Source organism: Streptomyces sp. PH10-H1, from assembly GCF_030063355.1.
Classification (GTDB): domain Bacteria; phylum Actinomycetota; class Actinomycetes; order Streptomycetales; family Streptomycetaceae; genus Actinacidiphila.
Window position 1 is genome coordinate 14,656 of the sequence record NZ_JASISZ010000018.1, and the last position, 18,953, is coordinate 33,608.

Genomic DNA, 18,953 nt, shown 5'->3' on the forward strand with positions numbered 1-18,953 from the left:
GGGCCCCCCCGCGCCGGGGTGTGGGTGGGCGGGGGGGGGGGGGAGGGGGCGGGGGTTCAGGCCCGGTCGGCGAGGGGCTGCGGCTCTTCGGGTTGGGCGGGGTGTTCGCGGGCTTGGGACGCGTTGCGGACCAAGGCGATGGCCTCGGTCAGGCGGTGGGTTCCGGCGCCGAGTCCGGATTCGGTCAGGGCCTTGCGGGCGCTGTCGCGGGTGAGCGTGTCCGGGTCGCGGTGGGCTGCGGCGATGACCTCGGCCAGGCGTTGCAAGGAGGCCATCGGCGGGCGTCCGCCCTGGGCCTGGGTGCGCGGTACGGAACCCCCGTCCTGCCCCTGGCCTGCGCTGTCGGAGTCGTCCTGATGTTCGTCCTGATGGGAATCGGTCGGTGTGACGGCAGCCGTTGCGGTGTCCGGAAGGGGGGCTGCGGGTTCTTCGCCTCCGAAGGATTCGGTCGCAGCGGCGGGGGTGCTTTCGGTCGCCGAGGGCTGCTGTGTGCCGCGCTGGCTTGGCGCTTCGGTGCCGACGGGCTCCTCGTACGGAACTCCTGCGGCGGTTCGGTGCGGCGGGGTTTGGCTGGGGCCATTGCTGCCGTGGCGGGTGATCAGGATGTGCAGGTGGGTGGCGCCGGCCAGGGCGAGGGGGGCGATGGCGGACAGGATGGTGACTGTGGTGTCGTCGAGGTGGAGCTCGACTGTGCCGGGCTGGTTGAGGTCGAGGGCGTGCAGGCCGTTGGCCCAGATGCTGGCGGCGGTGGCGGCGATGAACAGGGTCCAGGCGTACAGCCGTGCGGGCAGTGGGGCATCGCGCAGGACCAGCAGGGCGCGTACGCCGTAGGCGATGAAGCCGTCGATCACGACCGGGAACAGGTAGGTGAGCTGGTGGCGGACGTGGACGGCGGTGGCCATCTGGCGCAGCGCGTCGAAGGACAGGGCGCAACCGGCGAGGCCGAGCAGGATGATGGCGGCCTGGTCCCACCAGGTGGCGCGGTGGCGACTGGTCGGCTCTGCGGGGCCGGCTGCGGGTATGGCGGTGTCGGGCATGCTGAAGGCTTCCTTGCTCTGGGTGTGTGCGAGGTGCCGTCTTTGCCGTCTTGCCGTTGCAACCGCAGGTCAGGGGCGGTACGGCAGGGCGCGCCTGTGGCGTCCGGGACGGCAGGGGCACGCGGCGGCGTGCACTGTCGGGCGCGGTTCGTCCGCTGGTGGTCCAAGCGGCGGGGACGGATCGTGATCCGTCTTGGGACGGCTTGCCGTCCCACTTTCAGGGCCGTTGACCTGCTGTTTTCCGTCTGGGACGGCAAGGACGGCAGAAGACGGGTGTGTGGCTCGGGCTGATCCCTGCCGATAGCGCGATGGTTGCGCGGTGGCAGGGACCAGCGGCCCGATCAGCCCGCGTCGGCCTGTGGGTTGCCGAGGGGGTGGACACCGGGGCAGTAGCGCTTCCAGGCGTCGGTGAACTTGGCGCGGGTGTAGCCCTTGCGCTGGATGTCGCCTGCACGCACGTTGCCGGAGTGGATGCCGTACTCGCGCAGCATCGCGCAGAGGCCGCGCGGGGTCAGGCCACCGCGCCCGTGTTCGGCCCAGGGGGCTTCGGGGTCGCCGTTGAGTGCGTAGAGGATCTCATCCGTGCAGAGTTGTGCCTGCTCGCCTTTGGCGTGGAAGATCCGCCGGATGTCGGCGAGGATGCGGGCGTTGCTGGGGCTGTCCTGCTCTGCCTCGGCTTCGGCGGTGACCATGGTCGTGCAGGCGTGCCGGGCGCGGTCGGGCCAGGGGCCGCCTGCGAGGTCGGCGATGATCACCAGGGGTTCCCAGGTGTCGGCGGCGCGGTCCTCGACCGGCATGGAGGGCTCCAGCAGCAGGGCCTGCTCGGCCAGGGGTGCTGTCCACTGGGCGAGGAGGGCGCGCAGTTCGTGTAGGTCGGGGCTGTCGCGCTTGGTGCGGTAGGGGCTGACGTGCTCGCCTGTGGCACGGCGGCGCATGCGGACCACGATGGAGCGGTCCATGATCGTGTCGGGGAGGTCGCCGATGCCTGCCAGCGCCGCCATGGCGAAGGTGTGGAAGCGGTGGGGGGTGTGGTCGTTGCCGACCACGCGAAGGACGTAGCGGTCGCGCTGGTGCCCGGCGTTGAGCAGGCCGCGCATCTCCTCGTTCTTCTCGGCCTGCTTGGGAGTGCCGAAGATGGTGTCGGCCTCGTCGACGAGCAGGGTGGGGGGTTCCTCGGTGATGGAGCGGAAGACGGCGGCCGCAGTCGAGTTGACCGTCATGACGGGGTGGTGGACGGTCTCGGTCAGGATGTCGAGGAGCCGGGACTTTCCGCAGCGTTTCGCTGGGCCGACCACGGCCAGCCGAGGGGCGTGCTGCCAGGAGGGCTGCAGGTGGGTGGCGGCGACCCAGAGCACGGTGGCGTCCAGCGCTTCCTCGCTCGGCAGGATCACGAAGCGGGCCACCGCCGCCTTGAGCCGGTCCAGGAGGGCCGCGCCGTGGCTGGCGGTGGCGTCGGGATCCGGTTGTGCTGCGTGGATGGGGTCGGGGCGGGTATCGTCACTCATGGAGATTCCTCACTCGACGGCTCCGGGGGGCAACCCGGTCCGTCGTTGGTTAGCTGTCCAGGGATGGGCGGTGTCGAGGTTTCCGTTCAACCCCCGGTGTTCGTAGCGCCGGGGGTTTTGTCGTTCTCTGGCGACGCGAGCGCCGTTCCTAACCTCCTCCAGGTTGGGATTTCCATGCCATGCCATCATTTGTACCCTGCTTGGCGTACGAAGTCAAACCGATGAGCGGTTTGAGTATCCATGCGATGGAAGAATAGCCCCAGGCGGGGCGCGCATGTGATCTGCGCCACTTTAGGGTTCATGCTCCTATGGGTTGGGAATCCAATGCTGGTATGGTTTAACGAAGGTCCGGTGCAATGTCGCATCGCCCAACAGGGAGGAGGTGAACATGGACGAGCCCAAGGAGCGCCATCTCGTCCCCAGCGAAGGGGAGGCCCTGGTGGCGCACAACCTGAAGATCATGAGGAAGACCGCTCGGCTGTCGCAGGATGATGTCGCCGAGCGCATGAGGCGCCTTGGCTTCAAGTTCCATCAGACCCAGATCGCCAAGATCGAGAACGGCACCCGTGCCATCCAGTTCGACGAGGTCATCGGCCTGGCGAAGGCGCTGAATCTGCCCGCCGAGTACTTCATGACCCAGGCAGTGGCCGACCCGCACGATTTCCACTTCGAGCTCCAGGAAGCGGGCTTCCGCCTCCAAGATCGGGAGAAGGAGTGGAGAACCGCCCAGGATCTCGCCGACGCGGCGAGGGGGCGCCTCGAAGAAGCCGAGCGCGAATACGACGAGATCGCAGAACGCCTCGGCGTGGATACCGCTCCCAGCGGTGACGGGCTGACGTTCTACCCGGCTCCCAACTCGCCCGAGGACCCACTCCGTAAGGACGAGGGCACGCCCGCCGCCGAGTAGTCGCACGGCCCTGCCCCGCGCGTCCCCCGGTGCTACGAACGCCGAGGGCCGCCTTGCGGACCCTTTTTTCACACCGCCCATCCCGCACAGCGATCACGTCGGCGCGTTGCCCTCGCGCCGCCGAGAGGTATCCCCATGTCTGAAACGACCATGCCCATCTCCCTGGTGGCGGACGCACTTGGCGTCAGCGCACAGGCCCTCCTGGACCTCGTACAGGCCAGCGCACCCACCGCGCCCGACCCCACCTTGGTCGCGCTGACCGTCGAGGAAGCCGCTCGCCGGCTCAGCGTCGGCCGGACAACGATGTACGCGCTCCTGGCCTCCGGTGAGATTCCGTCCGTGGCCGTAGGCCGCCTGCGCCGTATCCCGGCTGAGGCGCTGAACGACTACGTTGCCGCCCGCACCCGGTTCACCCGTTCGACCGTCGCTCTCGCGGCCTGAGGGGGACTGTCATGGCAAAGTCCCGGCAGCCCAACGGCGCCTCTACGATCTACCTCGGCAAGGACGGAAAGTGGCACGGCTACGTCACCGTCGGCGTCAAGGACGACGGTAAGACCGACCGCCGCCACATCAAGCGCAAGACCCGTGCCGAGACCACCAAGGCCGTTCGCGCGCTGGAGAAGGAGCGCGACGCGGGCCAAGTCCGGAAGGCCGGCCAGACCTGGACGGTCGAGTCCTGGCTGCTGCACTGGGTCGAGAACATCGCGGCCCTGCACGTCTCCGAGAACACCATCGACGGCTATCGCGTCGCCGTCTACCACCACCTCGTACCCGGCCTCGGCGCTCACCGCCTGGCGAAGCTGGAGCCCGAGCACCTGGAGCGCTTCTACAAGAAGATGCAGGACGAAGGCAGCTCGGCCGGTACGGCGCACCAGGTCCACCGCACCGTGCGCGCCGCCCTCAACGAGGCCAGGCGGCGGCGCCACCTCACCGAGAACCCCGCCAGCATCGCCAAGGCACCGCGCTTGGTGGAGGAAGAGGTGGTGCCGTACACGGTCGAGGAGGTCCAGCTCCTTCTGGAAGTGGCCAACCGTGAACGGAACGCCGCACGTTGGGTCATCGCTCTGGCGCTGGGCCTTCGTCAGGGCGAGGTTCTCGGACTCAAGTGGACGGACGTCGACTTCGACCTCGGGGTGCTGGTCGTCCACCGAGGGCGACTTCGGCCCCGGTACCAGCACGGCTGCGGCGACAGTTGCGGGCGCAAGCCCGGGTACTGCCCGCAGAAGGTCAACATCCGGCGCGAGGCCAAGGAGACCAAATCCCGTGCCGGACGGCGGCCCATCGGTGTCCCCGACGAGCTGATGAAGCTCCTCGCTCAGCATCGGGACGAGCAGGAACGTGAACGTTGCATTGCCCGTGACCTGTGGGTGGAGAAGGGATATGTCTTCACTTCGCCGACCGGCGAGCCGCTCAACCCGAACACGGACCACCACAAGTGGAAGGAGCTGCTGCGGTCGGCAGGACTACGGGACGGTCGACTGCATGATGCCCGTCACACCGCGGGCACCATCCTGCTGATCCTCGGCGTCTCCGACACGGTCGTGGACGCGATCATGGGCTGGGAGCCCGGCCAGTCGGCCCGCATGCGCCGGCGTTACCAGCACCTGACCGATCGGGTCCTCAAGGACACGGCCGCCAAGATCGGCGGACTCCTCTGGACCCGCCCGGACCAGCGGCCTCCCGCCGCCTGATCTGGGCAACTGCAACCCAAACTGCAACCCTCGAACGACGTAGGGCCCGACCGCGATGCGGTCGGGCCCTACGTCTGCCCTGGTGGGCGGGTGCGGAGGATACGAGATTCGAACTCGTGAGGGGTTGCCCCCAACACGCTTTCCAAGCGTGCGCCCTAGGCCACTAGGCGAATCCTCCGCGACGAACACTACAAGACGGGGAGGGGTGCTAGCGAACTCGTAAGCCGGTGATCCGATCGGGTACGCTGTGCGCAGCCCCTCACGTGGCGCTATCTCGCTGAACTCCCCCAGGGCCGGAAGGCAGCAAGGGTAGGTGGGCTCTGGCGGGTGCGTGGGGGGTCTTTGCTTGCCCTCGGGGGCGTCGGTTGTCAGTGGGCCCCGATATCGTCGTAGGCGTGTCCCTCGCTCTGTACCGCCGCTACCGTCCCGAGTCCTTCGCCGAGGTCATCGGGCAGGAGCACGTAACCGACCCGTTGCAGCAGGCGCTGCGCAACAACCGGGTCAATCACGCGTACCTGTTCAGTGGACCGCGAGGCTGCGGGAAGACGACGAGTGCGCGCATCCTGGCGCGGTGTCTGAACTGCGTTCAGGGGCCGACGCCGACGCCGTGCGGGGAGTGCCAGTCGTGCCAGGACCTGGCGCGGAACGGGCCGGGGTCGATCGATGTGATCGAGATCGACGCGGCGTCGCACGGTGGTGTGGACGATGCGCGTGACCTGCGGGAGAAGGCGTTCTTCGGGCCGGCGGGCAGCCGGTACAAGATCTACATCATCGACGAGGCGCACATGGTCACCCCGCAGGGCTTCAACGCCCTGCTGAAGGTGGTCGAGGAGCCCCCGGAGCATCTGAAGTTCATCTTCGCGACCACGGAGCCCGAGAAGGTCATCGGCACGATCCGGTCGCGTACCCACCACTACCCGTTCCGGCTGGTGCCGCCCGGCACGCTGCGGGACTACCTCGCGGAGGTCTGTGCCCGGGAGGACATTCCGGTCGCGGACGGGGTGTATCCGCTGGTGGTGCGGTCGGGCGCGGGGTCGGTGCGTGACTCGATGTCGGTGATGGACCAGCTGCTGGCGGGCGCGGGCGCCGAGGGTGTGACGTATGCCATGGCGACGGCGCTGCTCGGATATACGGACGCGGCGCTGCTCGACGAGGTGGTGGACGCGTTCGCGTCGGGCGACGGGGCCGCGGTCTTCGAGATCGTCGACCGGGTCATCGAGGGCGGGCACGATCCGCGGCGCTTCGTGGCGGACCTACTGGAGCGGCTGCGCGATCTGGTGATCATCGCGGCGGTTCCGGACGCGGTGGACAAGGGGCTCATCGATGCCCCGAGCGATGTCATCGAGCGGATGCGGGCCCAGACGTCCGTGTTCGGCGCCGCCGAGCTGAGCCGGGCGGCCGACCTGGTCAACACCGGTCTGACCGAGATGCGGGGAGCCACGTCCCCGCGGCTCCAGCTGGAGCTGATCTGCGCCCGGGTGCTGCTGCCCGCGGCGTACGATGACGAGCGGTCCGTCCAGGCCCGGCTGGACAAGCTGGAGCGGCGGGGCTTCGCCCCCGGTGCCGCCCCGGTCCCGGACTTCGCCTATCAGCCTGCCCGCGCCGATCACTCCGACCCCTCCGTCCACATTTCGGGCCCCGGGCCCGGCGGGTCCGATCCGGGTTCTGGCGGGTCCGGTCCTGGTGGGCCCGGCGGCCCGGCCTCGGTCCGTGCGGCCGTGGGCGGTGGGCGCCCGGGTCCGGCCGTGCAGCCGCCGGCCGCCGCGACGCCCGAACCGCGCGACGAGCCCGCGCCTGCCCCTGCCCCTGCCCCTAGTTCCGGCCCTGCGGACGGTGGCTCCCGGCAGCGGCCCGGCGCCTGGCCGACCACGGCCACTCCGGGCATTCCAGGTACACCGGCGGCCGCGTCCGCTCCGACGGCCCCATCCGCTGCCCCGGCCGAGGCCCCCCGCCCCGGCGCCTGGCCGACGGCGGCTCCGGGCCCGGCCGCCCCGCCGGCGCAATCCGCTCCCGCTCCCGCCGTCAGCCCCGCACCGGCCCCCGCCGCCCCGGCGTCGTCCGGGTTCGTGGGGGATCCCGCGCGGGTGCGGCAGATGTGGCCGGACATTCTGGAGGCGGTGAAGAACCGCCGCAGGCTCACGTGGATGCTCCTGCTGAACAACGCGCAGGTGGCCGGCTTCGATGGGCAGACGTTGCAGCTCGGATTCGACAATCCCGGCGCCCGCAACAGCTTCGCCAACAGCGGCAGCGAAGACGTACTGAAGCAGGCGATCAGCGACGCCCTCGGGGTGGAGTGGCGGATCGAGGCGATCGTCGACCCGTCGGGCGGGGGCGGAGGCGGAGGTGGCGCAGGAGGCGGCGGTGCCGGCTTCGGCGGCGGAAGCGGCGGCGGTGGCGGCGGTGGCGGGTCCAGGCCGCCCGGACCCTCCGCACCGTCCGCACCGGGCTCTCCCGTCTCCCTTGCCGCCCAGCAGGGCGGGCCCGTGCAGTCGGCCCCGTCCGCGCCGCAGGCGGCCGCCGCACGCCCGAGCGGTCCGCCTCCGCCGCGGATGACGGACGAGACGCCGCCGCCCCTGGAGGACGATATTCCGGAGGACGACGATGCGGACCTGGTTGAATCCCCCCTGTCCGGATACGAGCTCTTCGTGCGCGAAATGGGCGCTACGGTGATCGAGGAGATCCCGAACGACTGATGTCGCATGATGTTCCGCGTCGCGTCGTCCGTTCCTCCGTACGGCGTAGGGCGCAGGGCCGTCCGAGCACGTAGGCTCGCCCTACCGCGCAACGTCGTCGTAGGCAGGAGCGAATACGTGATCCCCGGTGGTCAGCCGAACATGCAGCAGCTGCTCCAGCAGGCCCAGAAAATGCAGCAGGACCTGGCCACGGCCCAGCAGGAGCTGGCCGAGACCGAGGTCGAGGGTTCCGCGGGCGGCGGTCTGGTGACGGCCACGGTGACCGGAGCAGGTGAGCTCCGCGGTCTGGTCATCGACCCGAAGGCGGTCGATCCTGAAGACACGGAGACGCTGGCCGATCTGGTCGTCGCCGCCGTGCACAACGCGAACGCGACCGCGGTGGAGCTCCAGCAGCAGAAGCTCGGTCCCCTCGCCCAAGGGCTGGGCGGCATGCCCGGTCTGCCGTTCTAGCAGCCATCCGGTCACCCGGGTAACGCCGGAAACGACCCCCGAGCCCAGCCCACACCGACCCCGGACCCTGACCCCGATCCCGAGCCGACTCCGAGCCGACTCCGACCTAAGGAAGGCACCCGTGTACGAAGGCGTGGTTCAGGACCTCATCGACGAACTGGGCAGGCTGCCCGGCGTGGGTCCCAAGAGCGCGCAGCGGATCGCCTTCCACATCCTGCAGGCGGACCCGGCCGATGTGCGGCGCCTCGCGCACGTCCTGGCGGAGGTCAAGGCCAAGGTGCGGTTCTGCAATATCTGCGGGAATGTCGCCCAGGACGACCTGTGCAGGGTCTGCCGTGACCCGCGCCGCGACCTCGCAGTGATCTGCGTGGTCGAGGAGCCCAAGGATGTGGTCGCGGTCGAGCGCACCCGTGAGTTCCGTGGCAGGTATCACGTACTGGGCGGGGCGATCAGCCCGATCGAGGGCGTCGGTCCCGACGATCTGCGGATCCGGGAGCTGCTGACGCGGCTCGCGGACGGCACCGTCACCGAGCTGATTCTGGCGACGGATCCCAATCTTGAAGGTGAAGCGACCGCTACGTACCTGGCCCGCATGGTGAAACCCATGGGGCTGAAGGTGACGCGACTGGCCAGTGGTCTGCCCGTGGGGGGAGACCTGGAGTATGCCGACGAGGTCACGCTGGGTCGTGCCTTCGAAGGGAGACGACTGCTCGATGTCTGACACCGCGGTAACCACACAGGACGCGCAGGGCGCGCCGCCGGAACGGGTACCGGAAGTCCAGGAGCCCGACGACTTCGCCGTCCAGATCTGCGACCAGATCGAGAGCTTCATCCTCTCGGTCCGCGAGGTCGCCAAGGGCGACGACCCGGACAGCGCGGTTCCGTACCTGCTGCTGGAGGTCTCCCAGCTGCTGCTGGCCGGCGGCCGGCTCGGCGCGCACGAGGACATCGTCCCGGACGAGCGCTACGAGCCCGATATCGGCCCCGAGCCGGACGCCGACGAGCTGCGCCAGCGCCTCGCCGCGCTGCTGGAGCCCATCGACGTGTACTCGGAGGTCTTCGACCCGTACGTGCCCCGCAGCACGCCCGTCGCCTGCCGGATTTCGGACGATATGGCCGACGTGGTGATGGATCTCACCCATGGCCTCGCGCACTTCCGCGCGGGCCGGATCAGCGAGGCGCTGTGGTGGTGGCAGTTCTCGTACCTGTCGAACTGGGGTCCGACGGCCAGCGCCTCGCTGCGCGCGCTGCAGTCCCTGGTCGCGCACGTCCGCCTGGACAGCCCGCTGGACGAGCTGGACGGCCTGGACACGGACGATTCGGCGGACGACGAGGAGGCGCTGGCCGAGGAGGCCGGCAAGGTCATGGCGGCCGAGCTCGGCACCCCCCTGGGCCTCCGCGCCCAGCCCGCCACCGGCTGACCACCCGGCCCTCCAGGACCGACGGCAAAGCTCTCCGTCGGCCCGCCACTGGCCGGCCCCCTGGCCGCCGCCGGCGGACCACCCACCCCCTGATCTGGGGTTATTTCGTTGAGTCCTGGGCAGGTGGCCCACCGAGTGGGCCACCTGTCTCAATATCCGGTACTGCGGAGGCCGCCCCGGCCCGCTCGTTAGACTGAGCCGACCGCAGTACCAAACCTCCCCGAGGAGCGCACGTGGGCCTTGTCGTGCAGAAGTACGGAGGCTCCTCCGTTGCGGATGCTGAAGGCATCAAGCGCGTCGCCCGGCGAATCGTCGACACCAAGAAGTCCGGCCATCAGGTCGTCGTCGTGGTGTCAGCGATGGGCGATACGACGGACGAGCTGATCGATCTCGCCGAGCAGGTGTCTCCGATTCCCGCCGGCCGGGAGTTCGACATGCTGCTGACCGCCGGAGAGCGGATCTCCATGGCGCTGCTGGCGATGGCGATCAAAAATCTCGGCCATGAGGCGCAGTCGTTCACCGGCAGCCAGGCGGGGGTCATCACCGACTCCGTCCACAACAAGGCGCGGATCATCGACGTGACGCCGGGCCGGATCCGGACCGCGCTCGACGAGGGCAACATCGCGATCGTGGCCGGCTTCCAGGGGGTGTCCCAGGACAAGAAGGACATCACCACGCTCGGCCGCGGCGGCTCCGACACGACCGCGGTGGCGCTGGCCGCCGCGCTCGCCGCCGAGGTGTGCGAGATCTACACGGATGTCGACGGTGTCTTCACCGCCGACCCGCGGGTCGTGAAAAGGGCCCAGAAGATGGACTGGATCTCGTTCGAGGACATGCTCGAGCTGGCCAGCTCCGGTTCGAAGGTGCTGCTGCACCGCTGTGTCGAGTACGCCCGCCGTTACAACATCCCGATCCACGTCCGCTCGTCGTTCTCCGGTCTGCCGGGCACCTGGGTCAGCAACGAACCACCACGAGGAGACAAGCCGATGGAGCAGGCGATCATCTCCGGGGTCTCGCACGACACGTCCGAGGCCAAGATCACGGTCGTCGGAGTGCCGGACAAGCCGGGCGAGGCCGCGATGATCTTCCGGGCCATCGCGGACGCCGAGGTCAACATCGACATGGTCGTGCAGAACGTGTCGGCCGCGGCCACCGGCCTGACCGACATCTCCTTCACCCTCCCCAAGACCGAGGGCCGCAAGGCGATGGACGCGCTCACCAGGGCGCAGGACCGGATCGCGTTCGACTCGCTGCGCTACGACGACCAGATCGGCAAGATCTCGCTGGTCGGCGCGGGAATGAAGACCAACCCGGGCGTCACGGCGACGTTCTTCGAAGCGCTGTCGAACTCGGGAGTCAACATCGAGCTGATCTCCACCTCGGAGATCCGGATCTCGGTCGTCACCCGCGCCGATGACGTGAAGCCGGCCGTTCAGGCGGTGCATACCGCGTTCGGGCTCGACAGTGACAGCGACGAAGCGGTCGTCTACGGCGGTACGGGCCGATGAGCCGCAAGCCGACTCTGGCCGTCGTCGGTGCGACGGGCGCGGTCGGCACGGTGATGCTGGAGCTGCTCTCCACCCGGCAGGACGTATGGGGGGAGATCCGGCTGATCGCCTCCGCGCGGTCGGCCGGGCGCAAGCTCGTGGTGCGCGGCACGGAGACCGAGGTCATCGCGCTGACCGAGGAGGCGTTCGAGGGCGTCGACGTCGCGATGTTCGACGTTCCGGACGAGGTGTCCGCGCAGTGGGCCCCGATCGCCGCCTCCAAGGGCGCGGTCGTGGTGGACAATTCCGGCGCCTTCCGGATGGATCCCGATGTCCCGCTGGTGGTGCCCGAGGTGAACGCCCACGCGGTGCGGATGCGCCCACGCGGCATCATTTCCAACCCCAACTGCACGACGCTGTCGATGATCGTGGCGATCGGCGCGCTGCACGCCGAGTTCGGGCTGAGCGAGCTGATCGTCTCCTCGTACCAGGCGGCGTCCGGCGCGGGGCAGTCCGGCGTGGACACCCTGCGCGACCAGCTGTCCAAGATCGCAGGCACGCAGCTGGGCACCCAGCCGGGCGACGTACGGCGCACGGTCGGCGACTTCGGACCCTTTCCGGCGCCGCTCGCGCTCAACGTGGTGCCGTGGGCGGGTTCGCTGCGGGAGGACGGCTGGTCCTCGGAGGAGCTCAAGGTCCGGGACGAGTCGCGGAAGATCCTGGCGCTCCCGGAACTGCGCGTCACCGCCACCTGCGTACGGGTGCCGGTCATCACCACCCACTCGCTGTCCGTGCACGCGCGGTTCGAGAACGAGGTGACGGTGGAGAAGGCGCACGAGATCCTGCGCAGCGCTCCCGGCGTCGTCGTGACGGACAATCCGGCGGAAGGCGAATTCCCGACCCCCGCCGACGTGGTGGGCACCGATCCGACCTGGGTCGGGCGGGTTCGCCGTTCGATGGACGACCCGAACGCGCTCGAACTCTTCGTCTGCGGGGACAATCTTCGCAAGGGCGCCGCGCTCAACACCGCACAGATCGCCGAGGTCGTGGCGGCCGAGTTCGTGGATTCGCACACATGATGTGATCAACTTTGTGGTCTGGACCACTTGAAGTGGCTCTCGGCCCGTTGGACAATTTCGCTCCCTGGCCTCTGCAACCGGCAGATGATGGGGAGCGTCTTTGTGTCAGCGCACTGCCCTACCGTGCTGCGTGCCGGGCGTGTTGGGCGGTCGCATCTCGTGCCTGATCAAAAGGGCGCATTGGGGAAGAGTTGGTACGCATGGGGATATCCGACGCCACATCAAAGGCGATGCCTTGCGCGTACAACCCTGACGGGGGGACGCGTGTCCAACAGTCGTGGCAGAGGCACTGGGTATCGAGACGGCTCTTGGTCGGAGCAGCGCTCCGGCGCGCGTGCCGCGCTCCCGTACGCCCGGTCGCACGCCAGGCCGGCCACGTACATCCGGCGGGATGCCGGTGATCGCGCCCTGGCCCATCGTGCGCGTGCCGTCCGAGCTGGGTGCTGACGCCACGATGGCCGTCGGCACCACGGTCGACCACCTCACCGAGACCTACCGTGCCCACTACCGGTCGCTGCTCGGCCTCGCCGCACTGCTGCTGGACGACACCGCCTCCTGTGAGGATGTCGTCCAGGAGGCGTTCATCCGCGTCCACTCCGCGCGCAGCCGGGTGCGTGACCCCGAGAAGACCCTCGCCTACCTCCGGCAGACGGTGGTCAATCTCTCCAGGTCAGCGCTCCGGCGGCGCATCCTGGGTCTCAAGCTCCTCTCCAAGCCCATGCCCCTGGTCGACATGCCGAGCGCGGAAGAGGGCGCCTACGAGATCCTGGAGCGTGACCAGCTCAAGACCGCCATGCGCTCCCTCCAGCGCCGTCAGCGCGAGGTTCTCGTGCTGCGCTATTTCGCGGACATGACCGAGGCGCAGGTCGCCGAGACGCTCGGAATTTCCCTGGGCTCGGTGAAGGCGTACGGTTCCCGTGGCCTCGCGGCGCTTCGCATCGCGATGGAGGCGACCGTATGACCACCCCCTACGACTCCCGTGGCATGGATCCAGATAACCGCGAATTCACCGAAGAGACCGAAGAATCCGCCCGCACACGCTCCACCCCCGAGGCAGGGAAGAGCCTCTGGCCAGGGAAGAGCATCGGGTCAGGGAAGAGCCTCGATGAGCTGGCCCTGCGCCGGCTGATGAAGGACGCGGTCCAGGGCATCGAGCCCGCGCCCGACGCGCTCGACCACCTGCGGCACGCGGTTCCGGCCCGCAGGACCCGCCGCCGCCAGGCCGCGGCCGGCGTGGCCGCCGCGGTCCTGCTCGTGTGCACCGCCGTACCGGCCCTGCTGCATGCCGCGAACACCGCGAACCAGGAGGACACCACCTCGGCCGCGGCCAGCTCCCATCAGCCGCAGCAGAGCTCCGGCCAGGGGCAGAGCGGCCAGGACGGCACGGGCTGGTCCACCGGCCCCGAGGGCGGGGAGAGCGCCGAGCCCACCCCGTCGACGGCAGTCCCGCCCTCGCCCACCACCAGGAACGAGCACGGCACCACGGTCGCCCCGACGGCCAGCGGCACCAGCGGCCGCGCCGCGCCGGCCTGTGTCCGCGCCCAGCTCGGCGACGGCGCGAGCAAGACCGGTGCTCCGGACGGCAAGGGCAACATCTACGGCTGGTTCCGGGTCGCCAACGTCTCGACGAAGATCTGCGTCGTCAAGAGCGGCGGCGCCGTCACCGCTACCGCCCAGGGCAGCGCCGACTCGACGAAGATCCAGGTCGTGGAGCACAGCACGGGCGACCCGGCCACCGGCCTGCCCGTCGTCGCGGCCGCCCCATTGCTCCTGCAGCCGGGCCAGACGTACGAGGTCCGGTTCGCCTGGGTGCCGGACGCCGCCGGTCCCAACGGCTGCCCGGTCCCGCCGACGCCGACACCCACCCAGACCACCGTCGGCGGCGCCACCGCCGGCTCGGCGGGCAGCGCCACCGCCGGCAGCACGGCGAACACCCCGGCCGCGGCCGATGTGCCGCCCACCCCGGCCCCGGCGAGCGTCGAGATCAGCCACACCCCGGAGGCGGGAGCACCGGCCGTCGCCGACACGACGATTCCCGGCGCGTGCGCCGGGACGATCTACAAGACGACGGCACTCACGGCGCCGTAGGGGGCCGGCGGGTGCCTGCGGGGGAGGAGCGACGTCCCGGCGAGGTCCCGCGGTGGCCCTCACGAAGTCCCGGCGAGGTCCCGGCGGCGGAGGAGCGCGGGGTGTGGGGCGCGGGTCCCGGTGGAGTCCACCGGCCGCGCTCCCCGTACCGTTGAGGCGTGTACCGGTTTCTGCTGACCCCGCGCTGGCTGGGAGTCCATCTCTTCGTCGTGCTCGCCGTGCCGTTCTGCATCTTCATGGGCAGCTGGCAACTGAGCCGCTTCGAGGCACGGATGAACAGCCACCACGCCGCCGAGCAGGCACCCAGGGCCGCCGCGTCCGCCGCCCCGGTCCCGCTCGCCGCCGTCCTCCCGGACACCAAGGCGCAGGTCACCCAGGACACCTCCGGCCGTACGGTCACCGCGACCGGCCGCTACGACACCGGCCACCAGTTCCTGGTCCCCGGCCGTGACCTCGGCGACCGCACCGGCTACTACGTCCTCACCCCGCTGCGCACGACCGGCGGCGCGGCCCTGCCTGTCGTCCGCGGCTGGCTGCCCGGTGCCGCCCCCTCCGCCGCCCCCTCCGCCGCCTCGTCCGCCACCGTCGTCGGCATTCCGGCGGCGCCCGGTGGTGACGTCACCGTCTCCGGCGCGCTGCAGTCCCCCGAGAACACCGGCACCCAAGGCGTCCAGTCCGGCGGCGGGCTTCCGCAGGGCCAGCTCGGCATGATCAGCGCTGCTTCCCTGGTCAACGTCCTGCCGTATGACGTCTACAGCGGCTGGATCACGCTCACCGAGACCACCGCGCCGCTCACACCGGTACCGCCGGCGGCCCCCGGGAACACCGGGCTCGACCTGAAGGCCTTCCAGAACCTCGGGTACACCGGCGAGTGGTTCGTCTTCGCCGGCTTCGTCGTCTTCATGTGGTTCCGGCTGGTCCGCCGCGAGGCCGAACTGCGCGCGGACACCGCGCTGGGCCTCATCCCGGACGAGGACGTGTCTCCGGTGGTGTCCCCGGGCAGGTTGGAGGATTCCAGCCTGCCCGGGGACTGAGGGCGAGGGACGGACCGGCTCGGACAGCCGACTAGCGCGCGTGCTTCATCGCGAAGGCCAGCTCCAGGCGCACCTGCTTGATCCGCTCCTCGACGACGAGCGAGCCGTGCCCCGCGTCGTACCGGTACACCTCGTGCACCTTGCCCAGACCCGCCAGCCGCTCGACGTAGTTGTCGATCTGGCGTATCGGGCAGCGCGGGTCGTTCATGCCCGCCGAGATGTACACCGGCGCCGTCACCTGCTCGACGTACGTGATCGGTGACGATGCCTCGTACCGGTCCGGGACCTCCTGGGGCGAACCGCCGAAGAGCGTGCGGTCCAGCGACTTGAGGGCCTCCATCTCGTCGGCGTACGAGGTGATGTAGTCGGCGACCGGTACGGCCGCGAGACCCGCCGTCCAGGCGGCGGGCTGCGTGCCGAGCCCCAGCAGCGTCAGATAGCCGCCCCACGAACCGCCGGAGAGCACCAGCCTCTCCGGATCGGCCAGCCCCGAGCCGACGGCCCAGTCGCGGACCGCCGCCACGTCCTCCAGCTCGATCAGCCCGACGCGGTGTTTCAGCGCGTCCGTCCACTCGCGCCCGTAGCCGGTGGAACCGCGGTAGTTGAGCCGTACGACGGCGAAGCCGTGGTCGACCCAGGCCGCGGGGCCGGCCGCGAAGGCGTCGGAGTCGTGCCAGGCGGGACCGCCGTGGACCTCGAAGATCGCCGGGAAGGGTCCCTCCCCCTCCGGCTTCTGGATGAGAGCGTGCACCGGTCCGCCGGGGCCGTCCACCCACACGTCCTCGACGGGTACGGAGGCCGGGGCCTTGAGACCCGGCGCCTCCAGCACCACCTCACCCGTCGTGGACCGCACCACGGGCGGCCGCTGCGCGGACGACCACAGGTACTCCACCGACCCGTCCGGGCGCGCCGTGGCGCTGCTCACCGTCCCCGGCGGGGTCTCCATACGGATGAGCGCGCCCTGGGCGGGATCGGCGCGCAGGTCGTAGCGGTACATCTCGCTCCGGGCCTGGAACGAGTGCACGACGAGCAGCGCGGAACCGTCGGGGAACCACTCGGCGGAGACATCGCCCGGCAGATCGATCGCCAGCGCGGTCTCCTCGCCGGTCGCCACGTCCCACACCATCGGCAGCCAGCGTCCGGCCCGCTGGTGCCCGACCAGCAGCCGGGTGTCCCCGGCCACCGGCGCGAAGCCCAGGCAGTCGAGACCGAGTTCCTCGGTGCCGCCCCGGGAGTCGTCCAGCTCGGCGACGGTCGAGCCGTCCAGGCGCACCACGCGCAGCGCACCGTGCATCGCGTCGCCGAACTCCGTGTGCTCGATGGCGATCAGCGTGCCGTCCTCCGACAGATCGCCGACCCCGGCGGACTCCGCGTGCCGGTAGATCTCGGCCGGCGCGGAACCGGGCCGCACCACGTGGATGGACGTGCCCTCCTCGTCCGTCGACCGGCCGATCGCCACGGTCCCGTCAGCGCCGAGTACCAGGCCGGCCGGGTACGAGGCGTCGAGGCCGGGCGTGGCCGGCTCGTCCTCACCGCCGCCGAACGGCTGGCGCATCCACACCCCGAACTCATCGCCGTCGGTGTCCGAGAACCACCACACCCACTCCCCGTCGCGGGACAGCGTGCCGTCCGTCGTGCCGTTCGGCCGGTCCGTCGCCTGGCGCTGCTCACCGGTGGTCCGGTCCCAGGCGTACAGCTCGTACGTGCCAGTCGCGTTCGATACGAAGAGGCAGCGCTCCGGCGCGTCCTCCGCCCATTCCGGCAACCCCACCCGAGGCGCACGGAACCGCTTTTCCCACTCCGGCATGGCAGCCGTGACATCGCTCATGGCTCCATCAAACCCGATGGCCGGGCGTCGTAACCCCGGCTAGGGTCACTCCCCATGTACACGAGGACCCCGGAGGACTGGCGCGAAGCGAATCGCGCCAGGTGGGACGAGCGCGTGCCGATCCATACCGCGAGCGAGTACTACGACCTCGACAGCTTCCGGGCCGGCCAGGACGTGATCCGCCCCTTCGAGGCGGCGGAAGTGGGCTCCGTCACCGGAAAGTCCCTGCTGCACCTGCAGTGCCACATCGGTCTGGACACCCTCTCCTGGTCCCGCTGCGGCGCCTCCCGGGTCGTCGGCCTGGACTTCTCAGAACCGGCCATCGAGGCCGCCCGCGATCTGGCCGCCGACCTGGGCCTCACGCCCGACCAGGCGTCCTTCGTCGCCGCCGATGTGTACGACGCGGCCGAGGCCGTCCCCGACTCCTCCTACGACATCGTCTACACCGGCACCGGCGCCCTGTGCTGGCTCCCCGACATGGGCCGCTGGGCCGAGACCGCCGCCTCGCTCGTCGCGCCCGGCGGCTTCCTCTACCTCGCCGAGTTCCATCCGCTCACCGACGCCCTCGACGACGCGACGGGCTCACGGATCGCCCACGACTACTTCGGCCGCGACGCGTGGGTCGACGAGGCCCCGGGCACGTACGCGGACTACGACGCCCCCACGGTCAACAACCGCAGCATCGAGTGGCAGCACACTCTCGGCGAGGTCGTCACCGCCATCGCCGCCACCGGCCTGCGCCTGGAATTCCTCCACGAGCACGACGCGACGCTCTTCCGCCGCTTCGAGACCCTCGAGCGGGGTGCGGGTGGCGAGGACCGCGGTGATGGCTTCTACCGGCTGCCGCCCGGCAGCCCGCGCGTGCCCCTGATGTACTCGCTGCGGGCGTCCCGCCCGGCCGACGGCTGATCGCGGGGGATCCGGCGGGGGAACCGGAGGACGGCCGTCCCGCCGTCCGGACCGATCCGCGACCCGGGAGGCGCGCCTCCCCAACCCGCCCTTGCCCAAGGCCTGTTCACGCTCTCACGCGCCGCAGGCACACAGAAAAGGCTGGAGGCCCTGATCCATAAGGATCTGGGCCTCCAGCCTTGTGTCACATGGTCGGGGTGGCGGGATTTGAACCCACGGCCTCTTCGTCCCGAATCACGGGCAAGGCGGTCGGTGGGGTTATCTACGCATGTCAGAGGTGGCGCAAGGGTCGTTCGTGATCACTGTTGGTCGGGCTGGTTGCTGTACTTCGCTGCTGTGCTTCTGCACTCACGCGGGCAGCCGGGGTGTGATGGCGGCCGGCGGGATGCCGTTTGTCGATCTTTCAGGTTACTTCTCGTCGCCTGCCATGCCTCACCCGCCGCAGAACCTTCCCGTCGGCACGCTGCCCGTCGGTGGCCGGCCGGTCGCGGACGTTGTTCGGGTGCTTGCCGAACCGCAGGACCTCACGTACAGTTTCTTGTACGTCGAAAGAAGGTTGACCATGAAGACCATGACGTATTCCGAGTCTCGCGCGCGTTACGCCGAGGTGCTCAACTCCGTAACCGACGACCGTGAAGAGGTCGTCATCACCCGGGCCGGACATGACCCGGTCGTCATCGTCTCCCTTGAGGACTACGAGTCCCTGAAGGAGACGGCGTACCTGTTGCGAAGCCCGGCGAATGCCCGGCGTCTGCTCGCGTCCATCGACGAGCTGGAAAACGGCGGCGGCACCGTACGCGAGCTGACGACCGACTGACGAGGGC

The 18,953-nt window shown here is 70.0% G+C and carries 17 protein-coding genes, 1 tRNA gene and 1 other RNA gene; 15 read left to right on the forward strand and 4 right to left on the reverse strand.

All coding sequences use genetic code 11. The features are described from left to right. Positions 1-56: 56 nt before the first annotated feature. Together QMK24_RS13890 and QMK24_RS13895 are read right to left on the reverse strand one after the other, a co-directional pair. On the reverse strand, positions 57-1,037 hold the full coding sequence (locus QMK24_RS13890; protein WP_283466062.1) for a DUF2637 domain-containing protein: 981 nt from the start codon (positions 1,035-1,037) through the stop codon (positions 57-59). 341 nt (positions 1,038-1,378) lie between these two features. Further along, positions 1,379-2,542: a DUF3631 domain-containing protein gene (locus tag QMK24_RS13895; RefSeq protein WP_283466063.1), complete on the reverse strand. Its 1,164-nt coding sequence runs from the start codon at positions 2,540-2,542 to the stop codon at positions 1,379-1,381. Between the two features lie 388 nt (positions 2,543-2,930). Here QMK24_RS13895 and QMK24_RS13900 point away from each other — a divergent pair, with 388 nt between their 5' ends. From QMK24_RS13900 to QMK24_RS13910, 3 genes are all read left to right on the forward strand, one after another. Beyond that, positions 2,931-3,449: a helix-turn-helix domain-containing protein gene (locus QMK24_RS13900; protein ID WP_283466064.1), complete on the forward strand. Its 519-nt coding sequence runs from the start codon at positions 2,931-2,933 to the stop codon at positions 3,447-3,449. 135 nt (positions 3,450-3,584) lie between these two features. Then, positions 3,585-3,890: a helix-turn-helix domain-containing protein gene (locus QMK24_RS13905; protein ID WP_283466065.1), complete on the forward strand. Its 306-nt coding sequence runs from the start codon at positions 3,585-3,587 to the stop codon at positions 3,888-3,890. 11 nt (positions 3,891-3,901) lie between these two features. Next, positions 3,902-5,140 (forward strand): tyrosine-type recombinase/integrase, encoded by a 1,239-nt coding sequence (locus QMK24_RS13910; RefSeq protein WP_283466067.1) that lies wholly within the window; start codon positions 3,902-3,904, stop codon positions 5,138-5,140. Positions 5,141-5,233: 93 nt separating this feature from the next. Here the strand turns inward: QMK24_RS13910 and QMK24_RS13915 are convergent. Continuing rightward, a tRNA-Ser gene (locus QMK24_RS13915) sits at positions 5,234-5,318 on the reverse strand. Between the two features lie 72 nt (positions 5,319-5,390). On the opposite strand from QMK24_RS13915, the gene ffs reads away from it, so the two are divergent. The 10 genes from ffs (at position 5,391) to QMK24_RS13965 (ending at position 15,392) form a co-directional block, all read left to right on the forward strand. After that, positions 5,391-5,487: signal recognition particle sRNA small type (gene ffs, locus QMK24_RS13920), an RNA gene on the forward strand. Between the two features lie 48 nt (positions 5,488-5,535). After that, positions 5,536-7,833: a DNA polymerase III subunit gamma and tau gene (locus tag QMK24_RS13925; protein ID WP_283466069.1), complete on the forward strand. Its 2,298-nt coding sequence runs from the start codon at positions 5,536-5,538 to the stop codon at positions 7,831-7,833. A gap of 117 nt (positions 7,834-7,950) precedes the next feature. After that, a complete protein-coding gene (locus tag QMK24_RS13930) occupies positions 7,951-8,283 on the forward strand; it encodes a YbaB/EbfC family nucleoid-associated protein (RefSeq protein ID WP_283466070.1) in 333 nt (110 codons plus the stop codon). A 121-nt stretch (positions 8,284-8,404) separates the two neighbouring features. Continuing rightward, a complete protein-coding gene (gene recR, locus QMK24_RS13935; RefSeq protein ID WP_250976573.1) occupies positions 8,405-9,004 on the forward strand; it encodes a recombination mediator RecR in 600 nt (199 codons plus the stop codon). Then, positions 8,997-9,704, forward strand: coding sequence for a DUF5063 domain-containing protein (locus QMK24_RS13940; RefSeq protein ID WP_283466072.1), 708 nt, complete (start codon positions 8,997-8,999; stop codon positions 9,702-9,704). Before recR ends, QMK24_RS13940 begins: the two co-directional genes overlap by 8 nt. Before the next feature lie 233 nt (positions 9,705-9,937). Continuing rightward, the gene (locus tag QMK24_RS13945) at positions 9,938-11,212 is read left to right on the forward strand and encodes an aspartate kinase (RefSeq protein ID WP_283466073.1); all 1,275 of its coding nucleotides are present in this window, start codon (positions 9,938-9,940) and stop codon (positions 11,210-11,212) included. Further along, complete coding sequence (locus QMK24_RS13950) at positions 11,209-12,270, forward strand: aspartate-semialdehyde dehydrogenase (protein ID WP_283466075.1); 1,062 nt, start codon at positions 11,209-11,211, stop codon at positions 12,268-12,270. Before QMK24_RS13945 ends, QMK24_RS13950 begins: the two co-directional genes overlap by 4 nt. Positions 12,271-12,547: 277 nt before the next feature. After that, complete coding sequence (locus tag QMK24_RS13955) at positions 12,548-13,231, forward strand: SigE family RNA polymerase sigma factor (RefSeq protein WP_502962437.1); 684 nt, start codon at positions 12,548-12,550, stop codon at positions 13,229-13,231. After that, positions 13,228-14,358 (forward strand): hypothetical protein, encoded by a 1,131-nt coding sequence (locus QMK24_RS13960; protein WP_283466079.1) that lies wholly within the window; start codon positions 13,228-13,230, stop codon positions 14,356-14,358. Before QMK24_RS13955 ends, QMK24_RS13960 begins: the two co-directional genes overlap by 4 nt. 158 nt (positions 14,359-14,516) lie before the next feature. Next, positions 14,517-15,392 carry an SURF1 family protein gene (locus tag QMK24_RS13965; RefSeq protein WP_283466082.1) on the forward strand — a complete coding sequence of 292 codons (876 nt, stop codon included), beginning with the start codon at positions 14,517-14,519 and terminating at the stop codon, positions 15,390-15,392. A 31-nt stretch (positions 15,393-15,423) separates the two neighbouring features. Here the strand turns inward: QMK24_RS13965 and QMK24_RS13970 are convergent, their stop codons facing one another. Next, positions 15,424-17,220, reverse strand: coding sequence for a S9 family peptidase (locus QMK24_RS13970; protein WP_283466084.1), 1,797 nt, complete (start codon positions 17,218-17,220; stop codon positions 15,424-15,426). Between the two features lie 54 nt (positions 17,221-17,274). On the opposite strand from QMK24_RS13970, the gene QMK24_RS13975 reads away from it, so the two are divergent. Both QMK24_RS13975 and QMK24_RS13980 read left to right on the forward strand, forming a co-directional pair. Further along, positions 17,275-18,129 carry a class I SAM-dependent methyltransferase gene (locus QMK24_RS13975; protein WP_283466085.1) on the forward strand — a complete coding sequence of 285 codons (855 nt, stop codon included), beginning with the start codon at positions 17,275-17,277 and terminating at the stop codon, positions 18,127-18,129. Between the two features lie 562 nt (positions 18,130-18,691). Continuing rightward, entirely contained in the window at positions 18,692-18,946 is a 255-nt protein-coding gene (locus tag QMK24_RS13980) for a type II toxin-antitoxin system Phd/YefM family antitoxin (protein WP_283466151.1), read from the forward strand. The last annotated feature ends 7 nt before the right edge of the window (positions 18,947-18,953 follow it).